11 protein-coding genes are annotated in these 16,314 nt (G+C 45.0%); 4 read left to right on the forward strand and 7 right to left on the reverse strand.

What is annotated here, in order from left to right; genetic code table 11:
* Positions 1–187: 187 nt before the first annotated feature.
* A complete protein-coding gene (locus NPE20_RS04360; RefSeq protein ID WP_256537382.1) occupies positions 188–1,204 on the reverse strand; it encodes an NAD-dependent epimerase/dehydratase family protein in 1,017 nt (338 codons plus the stop codon).
* A 4-nt stretch (positions 1,205–1,208) separates the two neighbouring features.
* Entirely contained in the window at positions 1,209–2,396 is a 1,188-nt protein-coding gene (locus NPE20_RS04365) for a DUF1015 family protein (protein WP_256537383.1), read from the reverse strand.
* 351 nt (positions 2,397–2,747) lie between these two features.
* Here NPE20_RS04365 and NPE20_RS04370 point away from each other — a divergent pair, with 351 nt between their 5' ends.
* The 3 genes from NPE20_RS04370 (at position 2,748) to NPE20_RS04380 (ending at position 4,658) form a co-directional block, all read left to right on the forward strand.
* Positions 2,748–3,218 (forward strand): Lrp/AsnC family transcriptional regulator, encoded by a 471-nt coding sequence (locus tag NPE20_RS04370; RefSeq protein WP_256537384.1) that lies wholly within the window; start codon positions 2,748–2,750, stop codon positions 3,216–3,218.
* A 295-nt stretch (positions 3,219–3,513) separates the two neighbouring features.
* Positions 3,514–4,437 (forward strand): DUF6268 family outer membrane beta-barrel protein, encoded by a 924-nt coding sequence (locus tag NPE20_RS04375; RefSeq protein WP_256537385.1) that lies wholly within the window; start codon positions 3,514–3,516, stop codon positions 4,435–4,437.
* An 11-nt stretch (positions 4,438–4,448) separates the two neighbouring features.
* Positions 4,449–4,658 (forward strand): hypothetical protein, encoded by a 210-nt coding sequence (locus tag NPE20_RS04380; RefSeq protein WP_256537386.1) that lies wholly within the window; start codon positions 4,449–4,451, stop codon positions 4,656–4,658.
* A 299-nt stretch (positions 4,659–4,957) separates the two neighbouring features.
* On the opposite strand, the gene NPE20_RS04385 is transcribed toward NPE20_RS04380, so the two are convergent.
* From NPE20_RS04385 to NPE20_RS04405, 5 genes are all read right to left on the reverse strand, one after another.
* The gene (locus NPE20_RS04385; protein WP_256537387.1) at positions 4,958–6,076 is read right to left on the reverse strand and encodes a hypothetical protein; all 1,119 of its coding nucleotides are present in this window, start codon (positions 6,074–6,076) and stop codon (positions 4,958–4,960) included.
* 546 nt (positions 6,077–6,622) lie between these two features.
* Positions 6,623–6,766 (reverse strand): hypothetical protein, encoded by a 144-nt coding sequence (locus NPE20_RS04390; protein ID WP_256537388.1) that lies wholly within the window; start codon positions 6,764–6,766, stop codon positions 6,623–6,625.
* A 256-nt stretch (positions 6,767–7,022) separates the two neighbouring features.
* Positions 7,023–7,736 (reverse strand): hypothetical protein, encoded by a 714-nt coding sequence (locus tag NPE20_RS04395; RefSeq protein WP_256537389.1) that lies wholly within the window; start codon positions 7,734–7,736, stop codon positions 7,023–7,025.
* Complete coding sequence (locus tag NPE20_RS04400) at positions 7,724–13,426, reverse strand: FG-GAP-like repeat-containing protein (RefSeq protein ID WP_256537390.1); 5,703 nt, start codon at positions 13,424–13,426, stop codon at positions 7,724–7,726. The genes NPE20_RS04395 and NPE20_RS04400 overlap by 13 nt, the downstream gene beginning before the upstream one ends.
* A gap of 570 nt (positions 13,427–13,996) precedes the next feature.
* Positions 13,997–15,229, reverse strand: coding sequence for an acyltransferase family protein (locus NPE20_RS04405; RefSeq protein ID WP_256537391.1), 1,233 nt, complete (start codon positions 15,227–15,229; stop codon positions 13,997–13,999).
* A gap of 163 nt (positions 15,230–15,392) precedes the next feature.
* Here NPE20_RS04405 and NPE20_RS04410 point away from each other — a divergent pair, with 163 nt between their 5' ends.
* Positions 15,393–16,196 carry a glycoside hydrolase family 16 protein gene (locus NPE20_RS04410; protein ID WP_256537392.1) on the forward strand — a complete coding sequence of 268 codons (804 nt, stop codon included), beginning with the start codon at positions 15,393–15,395 and terminating at the stop codon, positions 16,194–16,196.
* The last annotated feature ends 118 nt before the right edge of the window (positions 16,197–16,314 follow it).

The raw sequence follows: 16,314 nt of genomic DNA on the forward strand, positions 1-16,314 counted from the left end.
ATATAATTAACTTACAGTGAAGACAATAGCTCGAAAATAAGTAAAACCAGGGCGAAAAAAAATAGCTATTGATAGCCATTCTTACAGGAGAGTGTTGGCGCTCCTTAGGGCACCCTCCCATTACATTTTTGGTACTGCCGATGGATTAGATGATTTAATTGTTAAAGGTTAACGATTAATCTTTTCCTCATATTTTAAAAACTCCCGTAAAATCGTGGTCCTCATTTGGAAAATCCGGAAAATCGTGCAAGGCCATTTGTTCCTGCTCCGGGTATGCTCCTTTAATTTTTGTCAACTGGGCGAGCATATCCGCCGTCATTCCTTTCAAGTCGAAGTGTGGCTGCCATCCCCAATCCTTCCTGGCTTGTTCATCTTTAATGCTGGCAGGCCAGCCGGCAGCGATCATCTCCCGGTGATCCGGCTGGTAATCGATTCTAAACCCAGGAATATGTTTTTTGATCTCAGCGGCCAGGTCGCAAGGTGCGAAGCTCATACCCGCCAGGTTATAAGAGGTCCTTATCGTAATCGCTTCCTTTGGCGCATCCATGAGTTCCAGTATGGCCCTTATCGCATCCGGCAGATACATCATTGGCAAGCAGGTATCCTCATTCAGGAAACAAGTGTAATGCTGCTTCTCGATAGCCTGGTGAAAGATGCTCACGGCATAATCCGTTGTGCCGTAGCCTGTTGGCGCCGTACAAGCAACCAGGCCGGAAAAGCGTAAGCTGCGCACATCTACGCCGTATTGCTCAAAATAATAATTACACCAGTACTCTCCTACTCTTTTACTGATGCCGTAAACCGTATCGGGCTCTACGCAGGTTTGCTGCGGGCAGTTATATTTAGGAGAACCCGGCCCAAACACGGCGATGCTGCTTGGCCAAAACACTTTATCCAGCCGCTGTTCTTTGGCCACTTCCAATACGGAAAGCAAGCTTTGAATGTTTAGTTTCCATCCCGGAGGAATGTCCTGTTCGGCCGGGGTCGAAAAAGTGCCCGCCAGTAGATAGATCTGCGTTACACCACAATTCCTCACCACGTTCCTCAATGCGTCCTGATCAAGCGCATCCAACAGGATATCTGCTGTTGCAACCTTATCTGCCGCGATGACATTAAACCGGCCATATCGCTCACGAAGGGCAACCGTCAGTTCGATACCGATCTGCCCGCAGGCCCCAATCACCAGAATGATATCCGTTTTCATATTTTTAATGTTTATAAATTAACAAACCGTAAGGGATCTTTGGATCTATCCAGGTTGCTTTAGGAGGTAATGTATGCCCTGCATCGGCAACCTCCATCAATTGTTGAGGCGTAACCGGGCATAGTGTAAATGCGACCGAGCAGGGATATTCGACCATAAATGCCAGCAGTTCTTCCATCGCGTTCCTGCCCCCTATATAGCTCATTCTCTTATCCGTTCCCGGATCGCTTATCCCAAAAACCGGATGCAATACGTGCTTCTGCAGTATCTCTGCATCAACCAACGGCCCCACGTTATAGCGGGGAGTTAAATGGAACCACTCCCCTCTGACAAGCATACCCAAATGGTGTTTGGTTTCCGGCTCAATAGGCCGGTTATCCATAGACCTGCGGATAATGAATTCTTTCTCAAGGCTCGTAAAAAAGCTTTCTCTTTCTATACATACCTCCGGCTGAAACACCCGGTGATAAGCGCGTATACATAACTGATCGGTGGCCATATAAAGCGAGGCGATGGTATCATACACCTTTCCGCCCCGGGTTCTTTGTTCCTGCAACAGGCGGGCCGAGGAGGCTAAGCGGTGATGACCGTCTGCCATATAAACAGCACTGATGCCCGCAAAAGCTTCGGTCAATTCCTGTATGATCGCGGGATCGACTATTTTCCATAAATAATGCATACCAGCTGCATTGCCCATGGTCGCTTTATTATTACTTGCTTTGGTTTCCCTGATGATCCTGTTGATCCTTTCATCAGGCTCATAGGTTAATAATATAGGGCTTCCTTCCAGGCCAGTAGATTCCCTGTAGTTTTTCAGGCGCCGTACGCTGTCGCAAAAAGTTTGCTCATGTATCTTTACGACGTCGTCCAGTGAACTTAGGGCCCAGACGCCGGTTTGCTGCAAGCCGCCATGAACGGTCTCATAAACATAGAAGCCGGGGGTTTGTTCCTGCCATAATTTGCCGTTATCAAGCATTTCCCTCAAGGTTTTGTCAATGGACGCATAGCCCGCTTCCTGGCCTTCCGGTGTTTCTGGCCGCAAACGGGCCGCGTGTTCCAGGGATTCCTTCAGTGGTGCCAGTTTTTTCTCGGTCCTGCCGTATCCCAATACCACAACCTGTTCGCCAAAGACCAGCTGATCTGCGTAGAAAGTATTAGGGCGCAAAGCGCAAAAGGGTTGTATGGTCGCCATATGAGTAAACTAGGGTAAGCGTCTCTGAGTTCCTACCGTTACGGCAAATATCCAAGCTTGTAGTGATGCAAACTATAACACCCCATATATTTGGGATACCATTCTAAAAATCGGTTGTATTTTGTTGTTTATTTCTATTTACAACAGTAAAAAGCCGCTTTTTTAGATTTCATGTTGCCACGATCGCTCTATTCATATCAACTCCGTACACTTTGAACTCGTTTAAAAATACAATTAAAATAAAAATAAAGTGTCAATACTTTATTTTTAAGCACAAATTATTCCCTATTTTGATAGCGCAAATAGAAAACAAATAAACGTACTTAATACACTAAGCAACCACCTGTTCATATGATCAATAACACATTGGATAAAACCGACCTGGGGATCCTGAACATACTGCAAAGGGATTCCCGGACATTTTACAAGGATATCGCCCTGGAACTGCATAAGTCAGTGACCGCGATACACACCCGTGTAAGGCGCCTGGAAGAAGAGGGGTATATCAAACACTATACTGTCATTCTCGATCATAAAAAGGCCGGACGTGGCCTGATCGCTTATACCCAGGTCTGGATCGAAAAGCACAGCCAGGAAAGCATGAAGGCCTTTCAGGCCGAAGTGGTCAAACTCAGGGAAGTTATGGAATGCTCACAAATGACAGGCGCCTTCGATTTTCTGCTTCGTATCGCCATCCGCGATATGGATGAATACAATGTGCTTTATAACGAAAAGTTGTTAAAGTTGCCCTGCGTGGATAATATGCAAAGCTTTTTTGTAATGTCTACCACAAAGAATGAGACAGCTTATGTGTTGGGTTAATAGGAGTGCAAACGCCCTCACCGAACACTTGTTAAATAAGCCCGGCGGAATCAGTCAAATCCGGCCATGTTTAGCCTAGGCAAAATCTTTAGTCAGTAAAAGGGCAAACAATTACCCTCTTCTTTTTTCGTACCGAAGTTCACTTTAAGGGCTTTCTTTCATTTTAATATTAGTTTTCGAAAGGGTAACGTTTAAAATACCCCATTGGGGAACAAAATCAATTTCCTTTTCGAGTAAGGGTAAACTCAATCTTGTGTGTCTATGTGGAATTATAATAAAATTAACCACAACAAACATGAAAACTAAGGTTTTGTATTTTATCGCATTCTTTTTATTTGTATTACAATTGGCCGCACAAGCGCAGCAAAACGAACAAACTCCGGTACCGCTTCAATTGGGGTCGTTCAGCACACAATATAGCTATTCGCCGTTTTCGGTCAATGGTAAAAAAATGAATATACAACAAGTAGGAGGCGCGCTTACCCTCCCGGTATTTTACACAATGAAAGATAATAAATTAGACTTTTTACTTGCAGGTATCGAGTATAATGGGTTATTTCTTTCCGGCCTTGGTTCGCAATTTGGGGGAACACAGTTTAATAGTTTTTCGGTACCAATTACCTTTCAAAAATCGTTGTCGCCTAAGTATGCGCTTTTGGCAACATTTATACCTACGTTATCCTCAGACCTGAAGGATATCTCGGGAGAGGACATGCTTTATTCGGCAGCTGTTATGTTGAGGATACGGAAATCGGCAACGTTTAGTTATTCAATAGGTGCGGCTTATTCCAGGCAGTTTTTTGGGAACGTACTGATACCGCTTGTTGGTATCGACTGGAATATAAGCGACCGCTGGACCTTTAGCGGCACGCTGCCTGTTTCCGAAAAAATAAAATACAAATTTTCAGATAAAAACTTCGCCGGTGTTAATGCCGATTTTAGCATTGGCGGCGGCTCTTACCGTTTATCAAAGAAAACAGGGTCTGACTATTTGCAGGTGCAGCAGCTTAGAAGCAGCCTATTCTATGAGTACGTGCCTGCAAAAAACTTTTCGATACAAATAAGTGCAGGCTATAATTTTTCCCAACGGCTAGATAGGTACACTAAAGATCAAAAGGTGGGTTTAGTACCGTATCATGACCTTAATAAAAGGGTGCCTTTGGCGGAGTTAAAGAAAACAGGTGTTGCATTCCAAACAGGTATTAATTACCGGTTCTAATATTTATAAAAATGATCGAGGTGTTTAAAACAGATGTTCAGAGCGTTGAACAATCAAAACCGCTTATCAGGAAACTTAAGAATTATATACCCGGCGGCTGGGTAAATTTTGACCTGGAAGATTGCGATAAGGTTTTGCGGGTTGAAGGAAGCGTTTTTTCAGTAGAGGCGATTATTAAACTACTGCATAAAAATGGCCATCATTGTGAAATTCTGGATTAGCGAATGTTAGGTTAGCTGTACTTACTCTCTTATTTGGATATTGCCCGGTATTCCAGCTTTCATCCAAACTTTATACAGAGTCCTGTTTCTATCTTTATCGATGCAATAGGGCGAGTACCAGGTACGACCGTAACACCTAACTTGCTGAGCAGGCTTTTTATTAGGCTTGATTGACTCTACAATTTACCTTTAATCGCTCATTCTCTTTAATACTTAATTCATTTTTTATACATTAAGTTTAAATAATAAACCCCGCTTTACATAAGCAGGGTTTATTATTTACATAAGTTTAAACTTTATTAGAAATGAATTACAGGCGCATCTGGTCCCCATGCCTGGTTAGCATTGATGGTAAATTGCTGCAAAGCGGGATCCGTACCGAACAACTTGCCGGATAGGATGGTTCGTTTGTTTTTATAGATCCGTACATTAGGAATTGTCTTTTGAACTATAATGTTGAAGTTTGCATCTAATGCAAACAGTCTAACACTAATAGGCGTTACCGTATTCATTACAAAGCGGTCAGTTTTATAGTTAGTTTTCGCTCTGTCTGATGCCGTAATTTTGCCCATATCTGAGTCCCAGCCAATGGGTTGATCCTGTAAAATAGTACCTCCAAAAGGCACCTCATTGTAAAACGAATAACCTTCATATTCATTCTCCCGTGCTACCCCTATCCAGGCGACATTACTTGGTATGGCACCTTCCAAATCAACTTCAAGCTGCCCAACAATACGATTTATACAAATGCTTTGCGTGCTGTTCTGATTACCCACGGTAATTTGTACTTTGCCAAAGTAAATTTGCTGTGATTGGGGTATGGCATCAACCCCTTCATCAACATATACTGCGGCTCTTGAAGAAAAATCGCCACCTGACGGAGGTAAAAGCGGATTGTAAAATGTAAAGTCATACCCGAGACCAGTGTCATCATTATTGATTCCAATATCTTCATTAGAACCGGTTACTACTATGGTATAGGCTCCGGCTGCCAATGAATCGGTAATTACATTAAATGGATCTGTTGTGGTTGCGCCTACTTCTATTCCTGGTATGTAAATATTATATTCCTTTCCATCTTCATGATAAATATCTTCAGTTCCCGGGTACGCGGCTGTTCGGTAAATTCTCTTTACCTCGTTTCCATTTGCATCGTAAACGACGTAAAAGTACTGATTTATAGCCTGGCTCAGGGTTGACGTATCAGTGGCCAGCGCTTTAGTTGACATCAGTTGCGGTGCTTTGTGTAAATCGATATTGCCCACCGTTTGCGAGAACTGGCTCACTGTGAAGTTTACTTTATACTTCTTTGCATTGGCATCAATGGTTACAGGTTTAATGCCGTCAGTTTTCATATCCTTTTTGCAGGATGCTGCCAGCAAGCAAAAAGCAAGCAGGGCTAATAGTACCTTTTTCATAATTTAGTGATTAATGGTTAAGATTTAATAATTGAAGTTTAATCAGTACTTAGTTATCGCTATTTTGGTGGGGTATTATTACTTTAAAGTTAAACACTTGTTCTTTTTTTCATTACACAATCTATCTGTTCTGATATACAATTTATATCACAGATCAGAGAAATGGCTGTGAAATAGAGCTCTTTATAGACGCGTCTTGGGAGCTAAAACCACGCATTTATGTATCTAAAAAAGGTCTTAGATCCACCTTTGCTGAAAAGTTTAACAACCGTGTCAGAAAAATCCCCCCTGATGGTAATGTTACCGCCATAACAGGTTCAACTTATGGTCATAAGGATGGCATGTAGAGGAATAGGCTTTAGAATGACTGAGTTAATCCGGAAACAAAAAAATGCCTGTAAATCATACAATTTACAGGCATTTTCCGTTTTGTTAATCTTATAAATGGACGACCAAACTTCCTCTTTGAATTCGTTGTCTTTATTTATTTTCTCCTGCTTTTGCTTTTCCAGGGGTGCCGCTTTGGCTATTCCGTCCGCCTTGATGTCAGGCACTTTCTATCTTTTTTTGATCGATAACCGCAATGTCCTCTTTAGTAGCCTGCCCAAGCGTAAACACACTGTTTATGGTTCCTACACCAAAATACGGTCCGGAAGTCTTTGTTATAAACCAGCGCATAATCTCTTCCATCCTGTTTGATCGTTTTAATTATTACCAGGAATAAAAGTAAAGACAAGCCAGGAGGATAATTTACGGTTTACCGTAAAGCGATGAGTTTTGTACAAAACAATCAAACGAAAGCGAACAATCAATGAATTGTAAACGTGCGCGGCTTTAAGAGCATTAAATTAATTGAGCACTACTTGAATCCCCTTTGATCTCCTCCGTCCGCTATGATTGCTATTGAATTTGATAGCTTGTCATATAAGGCGCGCTGATCAACTGTTTACCGGGCATAAAAACTATAAACCTGTGACGTGGAGGTATTGCCAAGCAAGTCTTTTGTTACAACTTTCCAATACACAAGCGTTTTGGGAGAGACCGCAAGCGTAAAAACGTTACCTGCACCAATCGTTCCTGCCATGTAGCCCGTGCCCGCGTCTGTTCCGGTATAGATCATCATTTCTTTTATTGGGCTGCTGCCGGCAGCGGACGTCCATTCTACCCGCACCAGATTGTTTGCAGGGGTATCAAACTGCGCCCCGTTGGCCGGTGCGAGTAATTGCGCGGGATAAGGCGGGTAAACCGATATGCCCGGGCCGGAGTTATAAAATTTCCAAACCTTGCTGGCCGCGGTAACAGTAACCTTACCGGATCTGGAAACCACGTACCAGGAATAGGGCGTATTTTTTAATAAACTAACGCTGGCCGTGGGCATAGTTGTACTTTGCCTGGTCGAATCTCCGGTCAGCAAATTTTTGATATGCAGCTCGTAACTGTCCGTATTTGCCGCCATATTCCAGCTAAAGCTTACCTTACTTTGAGTATCCGAAACAGATGTTCCTAAAAAGCATGGCTGACCATCTTCCGGCAGGCTAAGCAAGGCCGGCCTGGGAAATTCCGGCGTTACCGGTATCGGGTCATGCGGCTTGTCCTTTTTACAAGCGCCCGCGGGCATCAAAAAAAGGGATAATATTAAAAGGCGCTTTATCTTTTCCATATCTTATAAACAGATGGTTTGTTATCTAACAGCAACCGGAGCACGTAAACCCCGCTTTGGAGGCCGCTTACATCCAGCGCTATCGTCCCGTTACCTGGTTTTACGGTTTGCTTTATTACACTTTTACCAAACGCGTCAATAACTTCTACACCGGCGGTTAAAGCAGTACTTCCGGCAATATCAATCTGCAACAGGTTTGTAAAAGGGTTAGGGTAAGGGGTGATCTTACCGCCCACATTTATCATCTTGCTAAACACACCCTGGCAATCTTTGTCTGTACTTACCTGCAGCTGATTATTGCCATTGTGCAAAGCGAGGGTAATACGCTGCTCGCTGGTTTCCAGCCGGGTATCATTTAAGGTTATCCGGTAGCTGCTGCCGCCGCTAAGCGACAATACAACATTCCTGGAAGACGGGTCGACGGCCGTATAAACAGCAAGGTCCCTGGGTTCGGTTATCGTACCGGTAAAACATTGCTGAAAATCGGGATAGCCATCAACGGTAATACACACATTATATTCACCCGGCGCAAGACCGGTAACCAATAATGTTTTTGTGAATTTTTTGCTTGTACCAAAGCCCAATTTATTAATAGTTACGTAGTAGTTTTGCTGGCTGGCGGCTGTAATATTGATTGTACCGTTGTTTGCGCCCTTGCAAGTTGCCGAAACAAATTCGGCACGCAGGTTCTTCCCGGGCAAGTTTAGCGGCGGTTTGGTTTTGTTGAGCATAATGGTGATGCGGTTGCCGTAGTAGGCGAGAATATCCGGCCTCCCGTCCATATCCATATCCGCTACAGAGCTGATATCCCCAACGCCCGGGGCATAGTAAATATCATCGTCATTAAAGACAGGATCACCTGCGGTGCTGCTGTTTTTTAGCAGCATGAGCTGTGTTTGCGTAGTGCCTGCAAGAATATCCGGTTTGGCATCTCCATTCAGGTCCGCCAGCACCATAGTGCCTATCGCTAACCCTTTACCTATAAATGTACTAGCAAATTTGATACCGCCGGTCGCTTTGGTCATATTGCGCAATACCGCCGCCTTTTCAGTGGGGCCGTCGGCGAGCACCACATCCGGGATATGGTCACCATCAACGTCGGCTACACTCATGGCAAAGCCCTGTCCTTCTATCGGAAAGGTAAGACGCGGCGCAAAATTAATCTGACCTTTAGTGCTGTTGTTTTTATAAACCGACAGCAGGTTTTCACCGCCAGAAGTAATCACCAGCAGGTCGGGCCTGCCGTCCCCATCCATATCGCTTAAGTGCGCCTGGTTAAAAGCGTATAGCGGGATCGTAAAATCAGTTCGCTGGCCAAAATGCAGGTTCCCGCTAGCAGAGATATTCCTGTAAACAGACATCACCGAAGTATAAAACCCGGATGTTACAAGGTCCGGTAACCCATCGCCGTCAATATCTTTTATGGTAGCCATTTGATAGGTATCAAAATTGGGGCTGTCGGCAACATCATTCAGGTTAATCAGCGGCAAAAAACCAATCCGGCCCAGGGTACTGTTATTGAGCAGCAGATACATAGTGCCGCTACTGGGTGCGCCCAGTGCCGGGCGCCGCGCGAAGATAATATCCAGCTTCCCGTCGGCATTGATGTCCGTAAATTGCAAAGAAAGTTCGTAGATGAGGCCGGGCGCTATAACCTTTGGTGTATCAAATAAAGCGGTATCCGCACCGGCAGCAGTGAGGTTTCGGGCTACCATAAGGTCCTCCGCAGCAGATCCTGAGGTGTAAACAAGGTCGGGTTTGCCATCCCCGTCAAGGTCAGCGGCGAATGGCATACGGCCGGGCAGATATTGCCTTACATTAAACGCCTGCGCATCAAACTTTTTAAAGCCGTTTGGGTAGGTAACCGAAAAGGGCAAAGCAGAACTTGCGATAAAGTTATGGGTGGCTACGCTGATGGGTTTATACGTTGCCTGCGCCGGTGCGCTTACGGTCAGTGAGGTTGCTGATGCGGCTGTAACCGTACCTTTTACATCACCAAAGTACACGATGTTCTTATCCGGTACGGGGTCAAAGTTACTGCCCGAGATCACAACAGGTGTGCCTGCCGGCCCTGATAGCGGCGATACAGAAGTGATCACAGGCGGCAGGCCGTAAACAAACCCGGGCAGGGAGCTGGTACCGTAACTATTGGTAACGCTAACCTCACCGGATGCGCCGGCGCCGGGTATGGCCGTAATGAGCGTGTCACCGGTAAGGGTAAAAGTACCTGCAGCGATGCCTCCAAATTTTACGGCAGTAGTACCCGTAAAATTGATGCCGCTGATCTTTACCTGTGTTCCGGAAATACCCGAGCCCGGTGTAAAGCCGGCTATAAATGGCACTGGCTTTATAACATTTAACAGTACAGCAAGTTTATTGCCCCCCGAAGTATACAGCATATCATTTTTGCCATCGTTGTTTACATCCCCCGTTATTATCCCGGTAGGGATGCCCGAGGTCGCTATCTCAACAGGCAGGCTAAAGGCGGTTTTGCCGCCGCTGCTTATATTTTTAAAAATGGAGATACTTTTCCGGTTATAGTAGGTAAGGATGATCTCGGGCCTGCCGTCACCGTCCAGGTCATTTGATATTATATCAGCCGGCGGGTCGGTTGTCCCTAAATCCGTTTTGTTTTCGAACTGCAGGACGCCCGCGGCAGAAATATTCCGGTAAACAGAAATCTTATGCGTTTCGGGATAAGCCACTATAACATCCATTTTGCCGTCGTTATCCACATCGCTCAGCGTAGGTACCCCGCGGCTACTTCCAAGCTTCCAGTCACCCAAACCGCTTGCAGGAATATTTATTACCCCTGGTTCGCTATCGTTTTTTAGAATGAAAAAATTCTCCCCGAAATCAGGTAGCTGCCCCATAAGGTCGGGTTTACCATCCTGGTCAAAATCATTCACAATGTCTTTTAACATCTGGTTAGTCCAGTAGATCATCTCGGCCCCGTAAAAAGAAATACTTCCCGGCTCGCCTTTATTTCTCAGGATAGCGGTTCCGTTAAATTGCCCGATCTGAGAAACTACAACGTCGGGTTTACCGTCGCTGTCCATATCGTGTACCACAACGCCCCAGGCAACCTGAACCGCTGCAAGCACTGTAACCGCCTGAAAAGATACTTTACCGGGACTGGAGGTATTCCTGAAGGCAATTACCTGCGAGGCGTTGCGCGCTACCAAATCCGGCAGCCCGTCGCCGTCAAGGTCTGCTATCGTATAATAAAAAAGCTTGCCAACGAGTGCAGAAAGATCAAGTTGTTCAAAAGAGGTTGTCCCGTTGCTGCCGGTATTCCGCGAGAGCATGAGCGAGGAACTCACCGGCGAATAGGATATAATATCCGCCCTGCTATCACCATCCATGTCTGCCATGCGGGTGCCACCCGCGCTGTTTAAAGCCAAACTTGTTGTATCGCTGACAAAAGATTTCGATGTGATGCTGCCGCCTCCGGTAAAAGTCAAAGTAAATGGCTGGGCAGAATAGCTTTGCAGGTTGTGCGCGGTTACCGTAATTGGCTCGTAAGCGATGCCTGCAGGCACCCTCACCGTTAAGGTAGTGGCGCTGGCCGTAATTACCGGTATTTTTACAAGACCGATGTATACTGTATTTTGAGCGGCCACCGGGTCGAAATTTGCACCTTTGATGGTCAGCTCCGTTCCCACCGGTCCCGTCAGCGGGGCAAAAGACCGGATCACCGGGGTGGCATAGTATTTAAATGTGCCCGGCGACGTGCTATAACCGCCAGGTGCGCTGACTTTAACAACGCCTTGCGCATTTGCCGCAGCAACCGCCGTGATGGATGTTGCCGAATTAACGACAAAGGAGCGCACAGGCACACCGCCAACAGTGATCTCTGTTACGTTGGACAGCCCCGTCCCGGTTAGATTTAATAAAGTGCCGTTCGTTCCTTTATCAGGCGTAAAACCGTTGATGGCTGGTATCATCGTGAAGCCGGGTATGCTTGAAACACCAGCCGGAGATACAACCTTAACATCGCCTGCCGCGCCGGAACTTACAATGGCTTTGATCTGTGTGGCCGAAACTATAGTGAACGAGCCGGCCGCGGTGCCCCCAAAACTAACTGCCGTAACGTGATTAAAACCGCTGCCGGTTAATGTAACCATATCACCGGCCCCGGCCACGGCCGGCGATATAGCGGCCAATAGCGGCGGGGATATATAGGTGAAGCCGGCCTTTGACCCGCTTCCGGTGTAAGTGGTAACTACTACCTTACCAGATGCACCCTTCCCGGCTACAGCGATGATACTTGTGGGAGAAACGACCGTGTAGGAGGTTACTGCAACGCCGCCGATGGTAACGCTATAAACATCTTTAAAGTTAAATCCGGTAATGGTGATTCTGGTACCTGCTATGCCCGAGACCGGCGAAAAACCGGTAACGAGAACAGGGACTTTGAATGCCTGGTAACGTGTAAGCGTATCTGCATACAACTGTTTGTTGCTCACAATAAGCCGAACGGTATCATATGTCGAAAAAATATTGTGTGTGTATTGCACGTTGTATGCCTTGCTTACCTCCTTACCATTAACCTGCCACCTGTAACTGTTGCCTGTTTTTGACAAGTTCTGCAATTTTACCTGCCCGGTACCGGCTGCGCCCGCGGTATCAATGGTAAAAAGCGCCTTGGGTATGGGCGTGCCCCCACCATTGCTGCTTACCTGTATCTGCCCGTGCCCGCCCGCGGTCCAAACCGTATTGCCGTTGAACTGAAAATCATTAAGGGTATAGCCCAGATAGGCGTAATTATTATCGCGGGGCAGCGGCTCCCAGATCTTACCGCGATCGCTGGTTTTATAAACGTTAAAGCCATTAGTAAGGGCATAACCTGTGCTGTCATTTACAAATTTTAACTTATAACAGGTAAGGGCGGTACCCATGATCGTATTTTGCTTTGCCCAGCTGGCACCGGCGTTAACTGTGTAATAAACGTTGCCTTCGTTATCGCCCGACCATCCTATAGTCGTATTTAAAAAATAAACAGACCGCAGATAAGACCCCTGGACCGCAATTTGCTGCCAGGTAGCCCCCCCGTCCGCGGTTCTGAACAATTGGCCGCCCGCGCCAAATGCGATAAGCTGCGTGTTATTAAGCGCCTGTATGGCTATAAAATTATTATTGGTGGCCGCATAACTAACCGCCCAGTTTTGCCCGCCATTCACCGTTTTAAGGATACGGTCGTTATCAACGGCGTACCCCGTGTTTTTATTCTCGGGGAATACCATATCTGTAATGGCTGAGTTGGGGACTACACTATACTGATCATGGTACACGACTTTAAAAGTGGCGCCACCATCGGCAGAGCGCAGGATAGCCGGCACCAGCCCATAGTGCCCGTAAACAAGTATGTTGTTCTGATCAAAGGCCTTTACACCAAGAATGCCAAAGCCAAAAGTAAGGTTGACATTGTAATCGCCATAATTGACGTTATTTAAGGTAATCTTTTTTTGCTGAAAAGTTTTTCCGCTGTCGGTAGTAAAGCCAACCGACCCGGTAAAAGCCACGTACCCTTCACCGCCGGAGTAAAAGCTGAGCTTAAGGGCATGGTTCTCATCCGGTTCGACGTGCAATTGCCTGAATTGCGCGCACGTATAATTGCCGTATAAAATAAATGCTGATAAAAAGATAAGGCGGGTTAAATACGGAGGAGCTTTCTTTAGAAAAATCATTAATCGGGACGATATTGTGTTTGGTTTAGAATTCTAAAAATAAATAAATTATAGCATATTTATAGATAGATTAATCACCCTTTCTCACCTGACGAAAACCTGCAGCCAATTATTGCGGTTAAAAATTTGTGAGAAAGAAAAATATGTTAATCATTTATTGCGTAATGTACAAGCGGACATTTTCGTTTGTGGCAGCTGTTATGACACAATATTATGGTTTAAGTATGCCGGACACCCAAGCCAATCCTACATTTTTGTGCAAAACAGAAAAGCGCCCCTCCTTTAAGTTGTTCTTTTCACATAAGCCCACCACATCGCATCCTCCAGATCTTTTGGCATACTCCAACAAGGGAATCGGGATCGAATTTAACTGCGCTTTTTACCCGTTTCGACTAAAAATTTATTAAAATCATTGCCGCCAAAATATTAGTGAACACACTTGGCTATGATAACCAGGCTTACGTGCCGGCCCTTCGTAATTGTGGCGGGTGTCCAGTCCGTTTATTCGGCTATCTTTTCATTTTTCAAATTCAAAAAAAGAGCCCCTTTTCAGGGGCATCCTTTTCTTAATCAACTATATTTCTCGTTATAAGTTGCGTTGTTAAAACTTGTTCTTGGCCTTTCATCTGCTATTTTTATGATCACTTCCCTTTTGTAGAGAATGTACATGATGAGCCATATAAAAACTACAAACACGCAGGCGGATAGCAGTGAAGCGTTTACAGGCGAGAAATGCGGCAGAAAAACAACCTGGTAAAAATATTTCATCCCGCTTACCGCCCCTCCATCGTGCGATATTTTTAAGAAATTGATAAGCCCCGGCATAATTTCGGATAGTACATAAGCGCTTATGGCATTTATCCCGAATACCGTAAAGGGCCACACCAATTTCTGATACCCTTTAACATCAATTATCCAGAATGCCGCCGTTAAACCCAATGTGCCAAGCCCGCCCGAGTACAGTACATACGAGCTGCTCCACAACGATTTGTTAATTGGAAAAACAAGGTTAACAATCAGCCCCAGTATAGTAGCCAAAAGCCCAATTAAAAGCAGTTTGATACACTTTCTATTCACATCAACATCTTTTTGCTTTAACAATGCCCCTATGCGGATACCGAACAGTGTTGTTGCGATAGCCGGCCAGGTACTCAGCAGGCCTACAGGATCCCACAGTTTGGTGTACCTGTACAAATGATTGGTAGTAAAAACTGCCCTATCCACCCAGGCCGCAAGGTTTAATTCAGGGCTCAGATTAGGGGGGTGCCCATCCGGCACGGGGATATAAAAAAGCATCAGGTAATAGCTCACCAAAATTAATCCCATCAGCCAGTCGCGCGTTCGCTGGCTTGTTTTAAGATATAACAAGGTTGTAATAAAGTATACAACCCCTATTCGTTGTAACACCCCCGGAAAGCGGAGGTGCGAAAGATCGGGCCGGTAAAATAAGAATATACCCAGGCCCAGGGCTATTAAAATAAGCATCCGCCGCAGCGCGCTTAATATGATCCGGCTATGGTTTTCAGCAACGGGTTTCTTGCCTTCTAAAGCATAAACGATGGATACTCCTACCATAAATAAAAAGAATGGGAAAACCAGGTCGGTTGGCGTGCAGCCATCCCATTTTGAATGCTCAAGCGGCGCGTAAACATAGTCATAATCTCCCGGTGTGTTTACCAGTATCATGGCTGCGATAGTAAATCCCCGAAAAAAATCGAGCGATAAAAGCCGTGGTTTTTTATTGATCATATTTTGTTCCGTATCTGGTGTGTTCTGGGTGTGCTTTGCGCCCTCTGTTTCCATATAACTATCTAACTAACAAGATAATTAAATACCGATTTGGCCTCAAATCTTTTGCAAAGTATAAATAATAATTATATATTCGTGTACGTACACGTTATTATTTTTAATTCTTTATTTTTATCCGTTTTTTTAAACAATTTTCAAACACAACTAAACTACAATTATGAAAAAAACAGTTTATCTACTGCTGCTCGCGTTACCTTTCGCGGCCTGCAAAAAGTCAGACGGGGCCCGTTCGGATACCTCTAAAACGGTACCTGCAACCAACCAAATTGCCGGGGCCAATTCAAATAAGCTAAAAACCAATGCTACCCTATCGTTTGCCGGCTATACCTGGGCGGTTACAACAAACCCAACCGGCCAGGGGCCCGGTCCAAATGTGTTTAGCACAGGCAGTGCCTATGTAGATGCAAGTGGTTTTCTGCATTTAAAGATTAAGAAAAACACCAGCACAGGTAAATGGGAATGCGGGGAAGTTACCATGCTATCAAACCTTGGTTATGGTACCTACCAATGGAAAGTGGAAGGCGCTATAAGTACGCTGGATAAAAATGTTGTTTTCGGTATGTTTAATTACTCCGGTAACGATTTTTTCGATGAAATGGATATCGAATATTCTAAATGGGGTTATGCAACAAATAACAGGGTACTTAACTACACCCTTTACCCTGCAACCGGCAGCAGCCTCGACAGCGTAGAGACCACATACCCGGTTACTTTAACGGGCACTTATACCACGCAAAGGTTCAAAAGATCAAGCAGCGCGGTAACTTTTAAAAGTTTAGGTGGTTTTCATGATGACGATACCAACCTGTATGCCAGCAAAACCTGGACCAGCCCGCCGCAATCTATCAGTACATTAGCAATGCCTGTAATGATGAATCTTTGGTTGTTTCATGGCCTCGCTCCTTCAAACAATCAAAACGTGGAGATCATCATCCATGATTTTAAGTTCACTCCTTTATAGGATCATCAAAAAATAAATAAGGATCTAAGTAATTAATTTAGTTAATAATGCTGCGTTTAGGGAAGAACTATTGTTCTTCCCTATTTTTTTTACGTTTTTTTGGATGGTATGCCTGCTC

This window comes from Mucilaginibacter aquariorum, from assembly GCF_024498135.1.
GTDB lineage: Bacteria > Bacteroidota > Bacteroidia > Sphingobacteriales > Sphingobacteriaceae > Mucilaginibacter > Mucilaginibacter aquariorum.

What these genes read in the sequence shown, in the direction of transcription:
- NPE20_RS04360 (WP_256537382.1), bottom strand. Translation starts at nt 1,204, where the DNA reads ATGAAAACGGATATCATTCTGGTGATTGGGGCCTGCGGGCAGATCGGT.
- NPE20_RS04365 (WP_256537383.1), bottom strand. Translation starts at nt 2,396, where the DNA reads ATGGCGACCATACAACCCTTTTGCGCTTTGCGCCCTAATACTTTCTAC.
- NPE20_RS04370 (WP_256537384.1), top strand. Translation starts at nt 2,748, where the DNA reads ATGATCAATAACACATTGGATAAAACCGACCTGGGGATCCTGAACATA.
- NPE20_RS04375 (WP_256537385.1), top strand. Translation starts at nt 3,514, where the DNA reads ATGAAAACTAAGGTTTTGTATTTTATCGCATTCTTTTTATTTGTATTA.
- NPE20_RS04380 (WP_256537386.1), top strand. Translation starts at nt 4,449, where the DNA reads ATGATCGAGGTGTTTAAAACAGATGTTCAGAGCGTTGAACAATCAAAA.
- NPE20_RS04385 (WP_256537387.1), bottom strand. Translation starts at nt 6,076, where the DNA reads ATGAAAAAGGTACTATTAGCCCTGCTTGCTTTTTGCTTGCTGGCAGCA.
- NPE20_RS04390 (WP_256537388.1), bottom strand. Translation starts at nt 6,766, where the DNA reads ATGGAAGAGATTATGCGCTGGTTTATAACAAAGACTTCCGGACCGTAT.
- NPE20_RS04395 (WP_256537389.1), bottom strand. Translation starts at nt 7,736, where the DNA reads ATGGAAAAGATAAAGCGCCTTTTAATATTATCCCTTTTTTTGATGCCC.
- NPE20_RS04400 (WP_256537390.1), bottom strand. Translation starts at nt 13,426, where the DNA reads ATGATTTTTCTAAAGAAAGCTCCTCCGTATTTAACCCGCCTTATCTTT.
- NPE20_RS04405 (WP_256537391.1), bottom strand. Translation starts at nt 15,229, where the DNA reads ATGGAAACAGAGGGCGCAAAGCACACCCAGAACACACCAGATACGGAA.
- NPE20_RS04410 (WP_256537392.1), top strand. Translation starts at nt 15,393, where the DNA reads ATGAAAAAAACAGTTTATCTACTGCTGCTCGCGTTACCTTTCGCGGCC.